Consider the following 13,194-nt stretch of genomic DNA (forward strand, 5'->3'; position numbering starts at 1 on the left):
GGATTCGCCGCGGCGAATGGCTGGCTAGGATGGGACGAAGGGGAGTTCAGCAGCTTCGGGGAGAGCCAGCGTGACCGTCAGCATCGTCAAGCGCCCTCCCCGCCGGCCCGCGCCGGTGATGCCGTCGGGCGAGGTGCTGCTGGATCCGCCCCCGGAGATCCCGCCGCCCGGCGGCAAGGGCTGGACCCGGATGCTGATGGTGCTGCCGATGGGCGCCGGCGCGGCGGCGATGGGCCTGATGATGGGGGTGCAGCGCGGCGGCCCGCTGACCTACGTCGCCGGCGCGATGTACGGAGTGTCCGTCCTCGGCATGATCGCGATGATGGCGACCAACACCTCGGGCCCGGGCAAGCGCGAGATGATCGAGTCCCGCCGGCAGTATCTGCGTCACCTCTCCCAGTTGCGCGCCCAGCTGCGCAACACCATCCGGCAGCAGCGTGAGGCGCTCTACTACCGCAATCCCGACCCGGCGACACTGTGGACCTTCGCGGACAGCGGCCGGCTCTGGGAGCGGCGGCGCAACGACGCCGACTTCACCGTGGTGCGGATCGCGGTGGGCGTGCAGGAGGTGGCGACCCGGCTGGTCCCGCCGCAGACCCGCCCGGTGGACGAGCTGGAGCCGCTGTGCGCGATGGCGTTGCGCAAGTTCGTCAACACCTACTCGGTCGTGCCCGACCTGCCGGTCTCCGTCGCGCTGCGCGACTTCTCGCATATCTACCTGCGTGGCTCCGAGGAGGCGGTGCACGGGTTCTGCCGGGCGCTGACCGCGCAGATCGCCACCTTCCACGCCCCCGACGACCTGCGCGTCGGTGTCTGCGTGCCGGACCACCAGCGGCTCCGCTGGGAGTGGGCGAAATGGCTGCCGCACGCCCAGCACCCGGACAAGACCGACGCGGTCGGCCCGGTCCGGCTGGTCGCGCCCAGTGTGCCGGCGCTCGAGGCCATGCTCGACGACGTGCTGGTCAACCGGCCGCGGTTCGACCCGGTCGCCCCGCCGCCGGCCGGCCCGCACGTGGTGGTGATCATCGACGGCGGCTCGACGGCCGGCTCCGACCACCTGATGACCGAGGGCGGCGTGGCCGGCGTCACCATCCTCGACCTGTCGGTGCCGCCGCCGCGGCTGCTCGACGACAGCTCGGTGGTGCTGGAGATCGCGCCGGACGGGACCGTCACCGGCACCACGATGGACGGTTCCACGCAGGTGGGCCGGGCGGACACGCTCGGGACCGCCGAGATCGAGGTGCTGGCCCGGGAACTCGCGCCGCTGCGGCTGTCCGCGGCGACCTACGGCGACGCGCCGGCCATCTCCCAGGACATGGGGCTGGCCGAGCTGCTGGAGATCGACGATCCGTACCAGATCGAGCTGGCCGACCTCTGGGCCAGCCGGCCCAACCGGGACCGGCTGCGGGTGCCGATCGGCATCGGCGTCGACGGCCGCCCGGTCGAGCTGGACCTCAAGGAGTCCGCGCAGGACGGCATGGGCCCGCACGGCCTGCTGATCGGCGCGACCGGGTCCGGCAAGTCCGAGCTGCTGCGCACGCTGGTGGTGGCGCTGGCGCTGACCCACCACCCGGAGACGCTGAACTTCGTGCTGGTCGACTACAAGGGCGGCGCCACGTTCGCCTCGCTCGACCGGCTGCCGCACACCGCCGCGATGATCACCAACCTGCAGGACGAGCAGCCGCTGGTCGACCGCATGCTCGGCGCCATCCAGGGCGAGCTGACCCGCCGGCAGGAGCTGCTGCGCAAGGCGGGCAACTACGCCTCGGCGCGGGACTACGAGCGGGCCCGCGCGGCCGGGGTCCCGCTGGCCCCGCTGCCCAGCCTGATCCTGATCGTCGACGAGTTCTCCGAGCTGCTCGCCGACCGGCCGGACTTCATCGACATGTTCGTCCAGATCGGCCGGGTGGGCCGGTCGCTCGGCATCCACCTGCTGCTGGCCTCGCAGAAGCTGGAGGAGGGGCGGCTGCGCGGGCTGGAGTCCCACCTGTCGTACCGCATCGGTCTGCGCACCTTCTCCTCCATGGAGAGCCGGGCCGTGCTGGGCGTGCCGGACGCCTACGAGCTGCCGCACCACCCCGGCCACGGATATCTGCGCGCCGGCACCGACGGCCTGGTCCGGCTCAAGGCGGCGTATGTGTCCGGCGCGGTCCGCCGGGAGGGTGTGGTCGCGGCCGGCGGCGCCGGGGCCGGCAGCCCGATCCGCGAGTTCGGCACGTATTACGTGGCCCCCCTGCTCCTCCAGCGCCCGGAGCCGGAGGAGGCCGGCCGGGAGTTGGAGGAGCAGGTTCAGGGCGACACGCTGATGGACGTCCTCGCCCGGCAGATGGAGGGCCAGGGCACCCCGGCGCACGAGGTGTGGCTGCCCCCGCTGGAGAAGGCGCCCACGCTGGGCCAGATGCTGCCGCCGGTGATCTCGATGCCGGACCGCGGCCTGCAGGTGGACGCGGCCGAGCGCTTCGCCGGCCTGCACGCCCTGCTCGGCATCATCGACAAACCGTTCGACCAGCGTCGCGATCCGATGTGGCTGGATCTCTCCGGCGCCGCCGGCAACCTGCTCGTGGTCGGCGGCTCACAATCCGGAAAATCCAATCTGCTGCGTACGATGGTGACCAGCCTGGCGCTCACCCACACGCCCCGCGAGGTGCAGTTCTACGGGCTGGACTTCGGTGGCGGCCCGCTCAGCGGCCTGACGGACCTGCCCCACGTCGGCGGCATCGCCACCCGTCGCGACGTGGACCGGGTCCGGCGCACGATCGCCGAGGTGCACGGCCTGATGCGCGGCCGGGAGGACCTGTTCGCCCAGCGCAACGTCGAGGGCATGTCCGCCTACCGGCGGGCCAGACAGCAGGGCCGGTTCGCCGAGGACCCGTTCGGCGACGTCTTCCTGATCGTCGACGGCTGGTCCACGCTGCGCGCCGAGTTCGAGGACCTCGAGCCGACCGTCAACGACCTGGCCAACCGCGGCCTCGGCTTCGGCATCCACGTGGTCGCCGCGACGAACCGCTGGATGGACGTCCGCCCGCAGATCCGCGACGTCTTCGGCACCCGCGTCGAGCTGCGCCTCGGTGAGCCGTCCGACTCGCTGATCAACCGGCGGGAGGCGGTGAACGTGCCGGATGCCTCGCCCGGCCACGGCCTGACCCCGGACGGGCACCACTTCCTCGCCGCGCTGCCCCGCATCGACCGCGAGCAGCGCGCCGACGACCTGGCCGAGGCGGTCGCCGAGCTGGTCAAGCACGCCACCGAGCACTGGAGCGGGCCGCCCGCGCCGCGGGTCCGCCTGCTGCCGCCGGAGCTGCCGTTCGAGGCGCTGCCGCCGTCCCGCGGCCCGCTCGTCCCGATCGGCATCGCCGAGTCCGACCTGCAGCCGGTCTGGCTGGACTTCGACGCCGAGCCGCACGCGCTGCTCTTCGGCGACGTCGAGAGCGGCAAGAGCTCGTTCCTGCGCAGCCTGGCCAAGTCGCTAGTGGCCGGCAACAGCCCGTCCGAGGCCCGGGTGCTCCTGGTCGACCTGCGGCGCAGCCTGCTCGGCGTCGTCCCGCCGGAGAACACCATCGGCTACGGCACCTCGCACCAGGTCACCGCGGACCTGATCAGCCAGGTCGCGGTGGCCATGCGGGAGCGGCTGCCCGGGCCGGACGTCACCCCGGAGATGCTGAGCAACCGGAGCTGGTGGAAGGGCCCGCAGCTGTACGTCCTGGTCGACGACTACGACCTGGTGGCGGCCGCCGCGCAGAACCCGTTGCTGCCCCTGCTGGAGTTCCTCCCGCAGGCGCGGGACATCGGCCTGCACCTGGTGATCACCCGCCGGATCGGCGGCGCGGCCCGGGCCATGTTCGACCCGGTCATCGGGCGGATCCGGGAGCTCGCGTCACCGGGCCTCATGATGTCCGGTCCCCGGGAGGAGGGCCCGCTGTTCGGCAACCTCAAGCCGCAGACCCTCCCGCCGGGCCGGGCCTGGATGATCACCCGGAAGCACGGTGCCCGCCTGGTCCAGCTGGCCTGGACCCCGCCGGTCCGCTGACCGCCCGGCCCACCCGCCCGAGCCGGCCGTATGCGACCGGATCGGAGATCACCGCGGCGGATCGCCGCCGCGATCCCCGAGCTGACCGGCATGTCATGGTCAGAAGCGGACGCCAAGGACATCCGCGGCTTGCCGAGCCGCCTCACCGGGGCCGGCATCGCCGGAAGCCCACGCGATGTGCCCGTCCGGCCGCACCAGCGCCACAGTCCCGCCGGGCTGGTCTCCCGAGGTGCTTCCCGCGCCGCGCCGGGTCAACTCCAGATCCGGGTGCGTGCCGATCAGGTCGCCGAACAGCTTCCGCAGCGCCTGCCCGGCCGGCGTGATGGCGGTGATCAGGGCGGTCTGCGCCAGGGTGTGTTCGGCGACGTCGTGACCCCACGGGCGCCGCTCCGCGTCGTAGCTGTCCAGCAGTTCCTCTCCGGTGGGGTTCGCCGAGCAGGCGGTGCTGAGCCGCATCGCCCGCCGCTGGTGGGGGATGAGTCCCACTCAGCTGCGCGCGGCCGCGTCCGGCCCCGGCCCGCGCCCCGCCCCGGCCCCGACGCACCCCTGACCCCAGCCACCGAGCCGCGGACGGCGCTGCGGGGTGCGACCTCGGGCGTGAGGGGCCCCGGGCCGTCAACCGGCAAGCGGGGGCTGGCGCTCGGAGTGGATCAACGGCGGGGGAGGCCCACGAACTGTTGCTCGGTCGGGGTCTGGGCCAGGAACAGGTAGCGGTCCGTGCCCTCGCCGATCAGCGCCAGCATGTCGTCGGCCATGAACTGCAGGAACTGGCTGCTGTGCGGGCGCAGCCTGAGCGCCGAGGCGGCCAGCGCGGCCTCGTCCCCGCCGAGGCGCTGGAGCAGGGCCAGTTGGGCGTCCTGCAGCGCGGCGACGCCGGGACGGTCCAGCTGGCGCAGGATGGTGAGCTGGGTACGCCACGGGCCGAGCGGCGGGGCGGTGGCCGGGCCGGTCATGCCCAGGTCGTAGACCGCCAGGGTGGGCGTCTGGGCACTTCCGGCCGGCGCGACGCCCTGGTCGCTGCCGTGCACGGTGAGCCGGTTGTACTGCCCGGTGGCGCGCTCGCCGAAGCCGGCCCAGGCACGGGGCTCGGTGGTCACCACGCTCACCCGGGCGCCCAGCGCGAACGCCCGGAAGATCAGCAACTGGGCCGCCCACACCCCGCCGACCAGGACGATCCGGACCGGCTCGGGGGCGAACAGGTGCAGCGGGACCGGGGCGTGCTGACGGTCCCGGCCGAGGACCAGCCCGGCGCCGGCGGCCGGCGCGACGGTCACCCGGCGCAGCGTCCTGCGGGAGATCGCGTGCCAGCCGATGTGCAGCGGGGACGTCTTGCCGGACGGGCCGGTGCGCGCCTGCTCGTCCTCGCCGGACGGCTCCTCGGGCGGACCGTCCTCCTGCCCGGCCTGCGCGGCGGCCAGCGCGCGACCCTGCGCCCCGGCCAGCGGCGCGGAGGTGAGCTGCGGAGCGGCCAGGCGCCGGGCGGTCGCGTCCGTTACGCCTTGTCCCTCGGCCAGGCGCTGTCCCCTCGCATCGGTAAGGTCCTGCTGACCGGCCTGCTGGAACGGCACGATCTGCGGCGGGGCCGGGAGCGGCGCCACCTGGGTTTGCGGCGGTGACGGCTGCGCCTGCGGAAAACCGGCCGGTGCGGGCCGCGCGGACGTGGCGGGAGGGAACTGAGCGGGCGTGGTCTGCGAGAAGCCGGCGGGCGGCGGAGGCAGCGAGGACTGCGGAGGGCGCACCTGCGCCCGCGCCACTGCCGACGGCGGGAGAACCTCGGGCGGCGCGGGCAGGGGCCGCTGGTCGCCCTCGCCGGAGCCGGGGTCCGCGGACGCGGGGGAGGGCTCCGAGGAGTCGGGGGTCCGCTGCTGAGGGGGCCGCCAGGCGCCCTCCCGATCCGGTGGCGTCATCCCGCCCCACCTCCTGTCGGCGCCGTCGCATAGGCGGCGGGCCCGTGCTCCCCGTCCAGCGGCTGCAACTCCGCGCCCACCCGTCTGACCCCCTCGACCAGCACCCGGTCGAGCGCGCCGAGGTCCGCGTCGGGCCGGGTGGCCAGCCGGATGAACGCCCGGACCGCCACGTCGTCCCCGTCGGCCGCCGCGTTGAGGACCAGAGCCACGCTGGTCTGTGCGGTCGGCGCGGTCGCCGCCCAGGCGAACAGCGAGCCGATCTCGCCGGCCGACGCCGGCCAGGTCTTCAACCAGTACGTCCGGTGCACCAGCCGCGCCGACCGCCAGTGCGTCCACTCCTCGTCGACCTGCGAGCCCTCGGCCAGCGACCCGGCCTCGACGTCACAGGACCGGGCCAGCACCGCGAGCAGCTCGCCGGCGTCCAGCACCCGGCAGCCGATGCCGATCCGGCGCAGGCTGGTCGCCACCTTCCGGCCCAGGCCGGCCACCAGGGCGGCGGCCTCCAGGTCGGCGGTGTGGTCGTGCAGCGCCTCGGCGAGCACCCGGGCGTCGACCCGGACGCTGATCGTGGACTCCCGGTGCGCCGGGACCGGTTGCGGGCTGAGCGATTCGACCAGCTGCCGGTACGACGATCCGGCCGGCGACGCCGCGTGCACGTCCGGGCTGGGCGCCGGCACGGTGTGCGTGACCAGCTCCAGCACCACGCCCGGCTGCTCGGTCGCGGCCAGCACGCCGACCAGCGCGTCCAGCGGGATCGGCGCGGCGTCGTGGTGCACCGGCGCGGCCGGGGCCAGGGCCAGGACGCTGAACCAGCCGGCCTCGTCCCGGGCCACCCCGGCGCGGGCGCCGTCCTGGGACGTCAGGTCCCGGACGGCCAGGCCGGGTGCGATGGTGCGGAGCGCGGCCAGCACCGGCCCGGCGCCGGTCTCCAGCGCGGCGGCGCGGCGGCGCGCGTGCCCGCGGGCGACCTGGCGGTGCTCCAGCCACCAGCGGCCCCGTTGCCGGGCGAAGAAGATGCCGATCAGGACCAGCCCGGGTACGCCGGTGACCAGCCCGGGGATCAGTCCCTGGGTGGCCGCCGCGACGGTGGCGAGCACCGCCAGCTCGGCGATCACGATCTGGGTGAGACTCAGCGGGCCGACCTGGCCGCGGCGCGGAATGGCCCGGACCCCGGCGTCGGTGGACGCGTCGGCGGGGCTGGACGGCGGTGCCGGGCGCGGTGGCACTCCGGAGGTGGGCACCGGAACACTGCCCCGGGCCTGCGTGCCGGGGCGGCGCAGGGGAGTGGCCGCGGCGGCCGCGTGAGCCTGCTGCGGGACACCGGCCTGCTGCGGCGCCCCGAACGCCCCGGCCGGTCCGGCCGCCTGCGGGAGACCGGTCGTCTGCGGCTGCCCGGCCTGCGGCGGGATCGGCTGCGCGGCGCCGGCCGGCGGGAAGAGCGGCTGGGAGGCAGGTGGGTAACCGTCACCTGGATTCACCACAAGCCTCCCCCCCATAGAGAGCCCATTCTATGGGTCAGCGGATCGCGGTCAGCAGATCGTCGAGGACCAGAGTGGTCAGATCGTCCCGGCTCGGCATCCGGCCCAGCGACCGCAGCCGCCCCGACTGCGCCTTGCGCATCCCCTCCAGCAGCTTGCGCGCCTCCCGCGCGTTGCCGAAGTTGCGGTCCCGCTCGATCTGCGAGAAGTGCTCGTGCAGCGCCTCGGCGAGGCCTGGCGCGAACGCGTAGTCGTCGTTCTTCGCGATCCGGGTCGCGATCATCACGAGCTCGTCGGGCCCGTAGTTCTCGAATTCGAGGGTCTTGGCGAACCGGGAGGCCAGACCGGAGTTGGCGTCCAGGAAATCGAGCATCTCCCGGGTGTAGCCGGCGACGATCACGGCGACCTGGTCGCGGTGGTCCTCCATCAGCTTGACCAGGGTGTCGATCGCCTCCTGGCCGAAGTCGGCGCTGGCGCCGCCGGCCCGGGACAGCGTGTACGCCTCGTCGATGAACAGGACCCCGCCCATCGCCTCCTCGAACACCGAGGTGGTCTTCTCCGCGGTGTGCCCGATGTACTGCCCGACCAGATCGCGCCGGGACACCTCGCGGAACCGGCCGTTCGGCAGCACGCCGAGCGCCTTGAGCAGCTGGCCGTAGACGCGGGCCACGGTGGTCTTGCCGGTGCCCGGGGCGCCCGTGAAGATCAGGTGGTGGCTGGCGGCGCCGACCGAGAGCCCGGCGCTGCGCCGCCACTCGTTCACCTGGATCTCGTCGATCAGCGCGCGGACCTCGTTCTTCACCCCGGCCAGTCCGATCATCGAGTCCAGCTCGGTGAGCAGCCGGTCGACCTCGGCGGCGTCCTGCCCGCCGCCGGACTCGGTGATCCCGGCCCGCGGCGCCGGCCCGTCCTCGGAGAGCGTCACGGTGACCCGCGCGCGCGGGTCGACGGAGACCTTCGGCTCGGCGGTGCCCTCCACCCGGCACTGCTCGACCACACCGGTGCAGCCGGCGCCGAACACGATCCCGGGCCCGGCGGTCTGGTGCACCCAGGTCTCCCGGATCGCCGGGGCGCTGCTGTTGGCCACCACGATGCCGGCGTCGCCGGTGCCGGAGACGTCGCAGCGCTCGATCACCGGCCGGCCGGACTGGTAGATGTAGATCCCGCGGTAGCCGCATCCGGCCACCGTGGTGTTGCGGATCGCCGGGTCGGCGCCGAGCCGGACGATGACGCCGTCGTCGTTCACCCCACGGATCTCGCAGGACTCGACGGTGCCGCCGGAGTCGGAGAAGACCAGCCCGTTCTGGCCGCGCAGCACGCGCACCTCGGTGGCGTCGACAGTGGACATGTCGGTGGCCTGCAGGCCCGGGCCGTAACCGGCCCGGAGCCGGCACTTGCGGACGGTCAGGCGGGCGCCGGTGGCGGCGATCGCCGGATAGTCCCCGGAGGTCAGATCCAGCCCCTCGACGGTCACCTCGCCGCTGAGCACGGCCAGCGCGGGGCCCTCCAGCGCGGCCGCGTCCACCACGACGGCGCCCTCGTCCCCGGTGCCGCGCAGGGTCAGCCGCCGGCCGGTCAGCTCGATCCGCTCCCGGTACGTCCCGGGGCCGACACTGATCACCGCGCCGTCCGGTGCCACCTCCAGCGCGTCTCGGATCGTCGGGTAGGTCCCGGGGACCGCCAGGATGCTGGCCACGAGGATCTCCTTATTGCGTGTACGTGCGGTCGCGGACGGTGTCGGCTACTTTCCTCACCTCGGCCGCGGCGGCGGCCGGCGCGGTCATCCGCAGGACGACCTCCCGGTTCAGCACCTCTTCCGGGGCGCCGCGCCAGAATCCGACGTAGAGCACGCCGTAGGTCGGCTTGCCGTCGACCTCGGGGTTCTCGATCCAGGAGCGCAGGGACGTGCCGCTCGTCCACCGTAGACCCCACGCCTCCTCACGCTGTCGCAGGGCGACGCGGGCGGCGTCGTCGCAGACCGCCGGGCAGGCGCGGACGAACAGGTCGCCGCCGGTGGTGACGGTCTCGCCCGCGAAGATGCCGCAGCGGTAGTGCACGGCGGCCGCCGCCTTCTCGGCGAGCACGCAGCTCCAGCCCTCGGGGATCCGGAAGTCGAAGCCGACCCCGTCCAGATCTGTCACGTCGCGCACGCCGGACTCCTGGCCCTCGAACGTCGGCCAGTCCTCGGGCCACTCACCGTCCGGCGCCGGGGGCAGTCCGGGCGCGGCCGGTGGGGTGCTCGGCAGCAGCAGTTGGGCGTCGGTCCAGGTGGCCGGCGCGGGACCGGCTGTCGCCGCCGGCTCGCCGCCGCCGGTCGCGGCGACCACAGCCGCGCCGCCGGCGGCGCCGACCAGGAGAGAGACCAAGGTCACGATCAGCAGCAGGAGGCGGTCCGGCCGCGGTCCGTCGTCGGCGGTGCGAGGGTACGACGTGGGGGTCGCGGAGACGGGAACCGCGGAGATCGGGTTGCCGAACGCCGGGAGGTTCGACATCGAATCACCGGACACCGGCTGCGCGGACACCGGCTGCGCGGACACAGGCTGCGCGGACACAGGCTGCGCGGACACCGGCTGGGCGGAGGCCGGGCGGGGCACGGCCTGGAACGGGATCGTCGGTGGCTCCGGCTCGGCGGGCGCGGACTCCGCACGTACCGGATCGGCGGGTGGCTCTGCCGTCGTCTCGCCGGCGGCGGGCGGCGGACCCGGCACCGGCGCCACCGGTTCCAGGGTCTGGCCGAGCGCCGTGAAGATCTCCGCGGCGCTGCCCTCCGGGCCCGAACAGGCCACCCAGGGGCGCTCGGCGGCATGGTCGGAGGCCGTGACCGGCAACCGGTCGGCGCCGGCCTGGCCGAGCGCCTCGGCAGCCGCCTGGAAAGCGCCTCGCCAGCGCTCGTCTGCCGACGCCAGCTCGTTGAGCCGGGCGACCGTCACCGGACGCCCCCGCTCGCCGGCGCCCGACCAGACGTCACCGACCTCGCAGCGGGACAGCTGACGCTCCAGGCGGTAAGGCCCAGCGGTTGGCATCTCGTCTCCGTCTTCGGTTCGCGGCCCGGTGGTGGGGGTGGACCACCGGGTAGGGCGCGAAGCTCAGCGCGGGCGCTGCTGCCGGAACGCGCCCTTGCTCGGGCGCATGTTCTTCGGGATCGCTCCCTTCGGCATCTGCGGGCGGGCCATCAGCGCGCCGAGCCGCTTGTCCAGCGCGTTGACGTCCTTGCCGGTGAGGTTGCGGGGCAGCCGCAGCATGGTCGAGCGCAGCTTGCGGACCGGGAGCTGACCCTCCTCGGTGCCGATCACGTAGTCGTAGAGCGGCGCGTTGCCGATCACCTTCGACAGGCGCTTCTTTTCCTGGCCGAGCAGCGCCCTGACGCGCTGCGGGTGGCCCTCGGCCAGCAGGATCACGCCGGGGCGGCCGATCACCACGTGGACCATGTCGAACTGTGTGGTGGAGCTGGCCGCCGGGCGGACCCGCCAGTCGCCGCGCATGTTCTCCATCAGCGAGGCGGCGGCGCCGGGCTGGCCCTCCGCCACGTTCATCATCGCGGTGTTGGAACGCAGGTTCAGCACGATCAGCACGGCCAGCAGGGTGACCAGCACGCCGACCGGGATCCAGAGCAACCCCCAGCCCAGGAGCACGGCGAGCACGGTCAGCGCGACCGGGATCAGCACCGCCGCGGCGACCAGCGGGACGAACCACTTGTCCTGTTTCGCGGTGAAGCTGAACACCTGGCCGATCTGCTTCAGGCGCTCGACGAACGACACCTTCTCCTGGGGTTTTGCCATAGCCGGAAAGTGTAGTCAGCCTCAGGTACCTTACGGCGTCCCGGGGACCCGGGCGCGTCCCGGCCGAGGCGGTACCGGGCCGGAACCGCCCGCTGCGCCGGGTTGCCGGACCGGTGCGGCGGGTTGCCGGGCCGGAGCGGATACCGAGCTCCAGCGCTCGTCGCGGCGGTCCCGGCGGGCGAAGGCTAATCCCGTCCGGCGGCTGCCCGATATGTGGGGCCGACCAACAGCCTAGGGAGCCGTCATGTACGACAAGTTCCGTTCGTCGCCGGGGAGCCGGTGATGGACAACGCCGTCGACACGAGTTACCGGGTGGTGGAGGTGTTGTTCGGTCCGGATTCCGGGATTCCCTGGTGGGCCTGGACGGCGCCGATCTTCCTGGTCTTCGCCCGACTGATGTACCCGGTGATGTTCCCCGAGACGGCCGCCGCCGAGGGCGAGACCGATCGCCGGCTTGCCGAGTTCCGCCGGGAACGCGACGGCAGGGGCAAGCAGAGCAAGGACAAGAAGGGCAAGAAGGGCAAGAAGTGACCCGGCCGAAGGCCCGCAATCACTCCAGGCAACGGATGACCTGTGGCGGTTGCGGGCCTTCACGGCCTTGCGGGACACAGCGTCCCGTGCGGGGCGCGGCGGTGCACCCAGCGCCGGCAAGCCGCGGGACACGGCGCTCCGGGGCGGTCCACCGGGCGCCGGCGAACCGCGCGGGAAACGCGCCGGCCCCGGTGCGGGGCCGGGAACGGGATCCGGGTGACCGGGATCAGCCGCGGGCGTCGAGGGCCTGACGGTAGAGGCGACCCGCCCGGTACGACGAGCGGACCAGCGGGCCGCTCATCACACCGGCGAAGCCGATCGCCTCGGCCTCCTCGCGGAGCTCGACGAACTCCTCCGGCTTGACCCAGCGCTCGACCGGGTGGTGCCGCGGGGTGGGGCGCAGGTACTGCGTGATGGTGATCAGCTCGCAGCCGGCCGCGTGCAGGTCGCGGAGAGCGGCGGAGATCTCCGCGCGCTCCTCGCCCATGCCGAGGATCAGGTTGCTCTTGGTGACCAGGCCGGCGGCCCGGGCCTGGGTGATCACGTCGAGCGAGCGCTCGTAACGGAAACCGGGGCGGATGCGCTTGAAGATCCGCGGAACGGTCTCGACGTTGTGCGCGAGCACCTCGGGGCTCGCGCCGAAGACCTCGGCGAGCTGGGCCGGGTCGGCGTTGAAGTCGGGGATCAGCAGCTCGACACCGCAGCCGGGCTGCAGCTTGTGGATCTGCCGGACGGTCTCCGCGTAGAGCCAGGCGCCGCCGTCGGGCAGGTCGTCGCGGGCCACGCCGGTGACCGTCGCGTAGCGCAGGCCCATGGTGGCGACCGACTCACCGACTCGGCGCGGCTCATCGGCGTCGAACTCGGCCGGCTTGCCGGTGTCGATCTGGCAGAAGTCGCAGCGGCGGGTGCACTGATCGCCACCGATCAGGAAGGTCGCCTCACGGTCTTCCCAGCACTCGTAGATGTTGGGGCAGCCGGCTTCCTGGCAGACGGTGTGCAGGCCCTCCTTCTGGACCAGCCCGCGCATCTGGGTGTACTCAGGGCCCATCTTCGCCTTGACCTTGATCCACGGCGGCTTCCGCTCGATGGGAGTTTCGGCGTTGCGCGCCTCGATGCGCAGCATGCGGCGGCCCTCGGGAGCAATAGTCACAACCCCGAAGATACGCCGGGGAGCAACCGCTGCGGCGTAGGGGCGACGAGGCTCACGTGCCCTAGTCTGTGACCGCGATCACCGGCGCACGCGGAAAACCCGTTGAACAGAAGGCGAGACGGGGCTTAACGTCGGCGCACGGCAGTGATGGGACCGAGTAACGCTCCGATCCGCCGGCCGAGAGAGCCACCGGCAGCTGTGAAGGTGGCCCGAGCGCCGGAGCGTGAAGACACCCCGGAGCCGAGCAGTGCAAGAGGCGCTCCCGCCAGCAGGCGGGGCGCGAAGGTGCGGTGGTACCGCGAGGATCCCGCTCGCCCGCACC

The 13,194-nt window shown here is 73.5% G+C and carries 9 protein-coding genes; 2 read left to right on the forward strand and 7 right to left on the reverse strand.

The window, feature by feature from the left end:
* The first annotated feature begins 70 nt into the window (after positions 1-70).
* Positions 71-4,027, forward strand: coding sequence for a type VII secretion protein EccCa (gene eccCa / locus Asi03nite_RS09985; protein WP_203678288.1), 3,957 nt, complete (start codon positions 71-73; stop codon positions 4,025-4,027).
* A 99-nt stretch (positions 4,028-4,126) separates the two neighbouring features.
* On the opposite strand, the gene Asi03nite_RS09990 is transcribed toward eccCa, so the two are convergent.
* The 6 genes from Asi03nite_RS09990 to Asi03nite_RS10015 all read right to left on the reverse strand — a co-directional run bounded on the left by Asi03nite_RS09990 (position 4,127) and on the right by Asi03nite_RS10015 (position 11,191).
* The gene (locus tag Asi03nite_RS09990; protein WP_203678291.1) at positions 4,127-4,483 is read right to left on the reverse strand and encodes an aromatic-ring hydroxylase C-terminal domain-containing protein; all 357 of its coding nucleotides are present in this window, start codon (positions 4,481-4,483) and stop codon (positions 4,127-4,129) included.
* 194 nt (positions 4,484-4,677) lie between these two features.
* A complete protein-coding gene (locus Asi03nite_RS37730) occupies positions 4,678-5,934 on the reverse strand; it encodes a hypothetical protein (protein ID WP_239102572.1) in 1,257 nt (418 codons plus the stop codon).
* Positions 5,931-7,412, reverse strand: coding sequence for a type VII secretion protein EccE (locus Asi03nite_RS10000; RefSeq protein ID WP_239102573.1), 1,482 nt, complete (start codon positions 7,410-7,412; stop codon positions 5,931-5,933). Before Asi03nite_RS10000 ends, Asi03nite_RS37730 begins: the two co-directional genes overlap by 4 nt.
* Before the next feature lie 37 nt (positions 7,413-7,449).
* A complete protein-coding gene (locus Asi03nite_RS10005) occupies positions 7,450-9,108 on the reverse strand; it encodes a right-handed parallel beta-helix repeat-containing protein (protein WP_203678294.1) in 1,659 nt (552 codons plus the stop codon).
* 10 nt (positions 9,109-9,118) lie between these two features.
* Positions 9,119-10,435, reverse strand: a complete 1,317-nt coding sequence (locus tag Asi03nite_RS10010) for a hypothetical protein (protein ID WP_203678295.1) — start codon at positions 10,433-10,435, stop codon at positions 9,119-9,121.
* A 63-nt stretch (positions 10,436-10,498) separates the two neighbouring features.
* Positions 10,499-11,191 carry a DUF4191 domain-containing protein gene (locus tag Asi03nite_RS10015; RefSeq protein ID WP_203678296.1) on the reverse strand — a complete coding sequence of 231 codons (693 nt, stop codon included), beginning with the start codon at positions 11,189-11,191 and terminating at the stop codon, positions 10,499-10,501.
* A 282-nt stretch (positions 11,192-11,473) separates the two neighbouring features.
* Here Asi03nite_RS10015 and Asi03nite_RS10020 point away from each other — a divergent pair, with 282 nt between their 5' ends.
* On the forward strand, positions 11,474-11,722 hold the full coding sequence (locus Asi03nite_RS10020) for a hypothetical protein (protein WP_203678297.1): 249 nt from the start codon (positions 11,474-11,476) through the stop codon (positions 11,720-11,722).
* A 226-nt stretch (positions 11,723-11,948) separates the two neighbouring features.
* Here Asi03nite_RS10020 and lipA read toward each other — a convergent pair whose 3' ends face one another.
* Positions 11,949-12,845, reverse strand: coding sequence for a lipoyl synthase (lipA, locus tag Asi03nite_RS10025; protein WP_203678449.1), 897 nt, complete (start codon positions 12,843-12,845; stop codon positions 11,949-11,951).
* Positions 12,846-13,194: the final 349 nt, after the last annotated feature.

Source organism: Actinoplanes siamensis (assembly GCF_016862395.1).
Taxonomy (GTDB): domain Bacteria; phylum Actinomycetota; class Actinomycetes; order Mycobacteriales; family Micromonosporaceae; genus Actinoplanes; species Actinoplanes siamensis.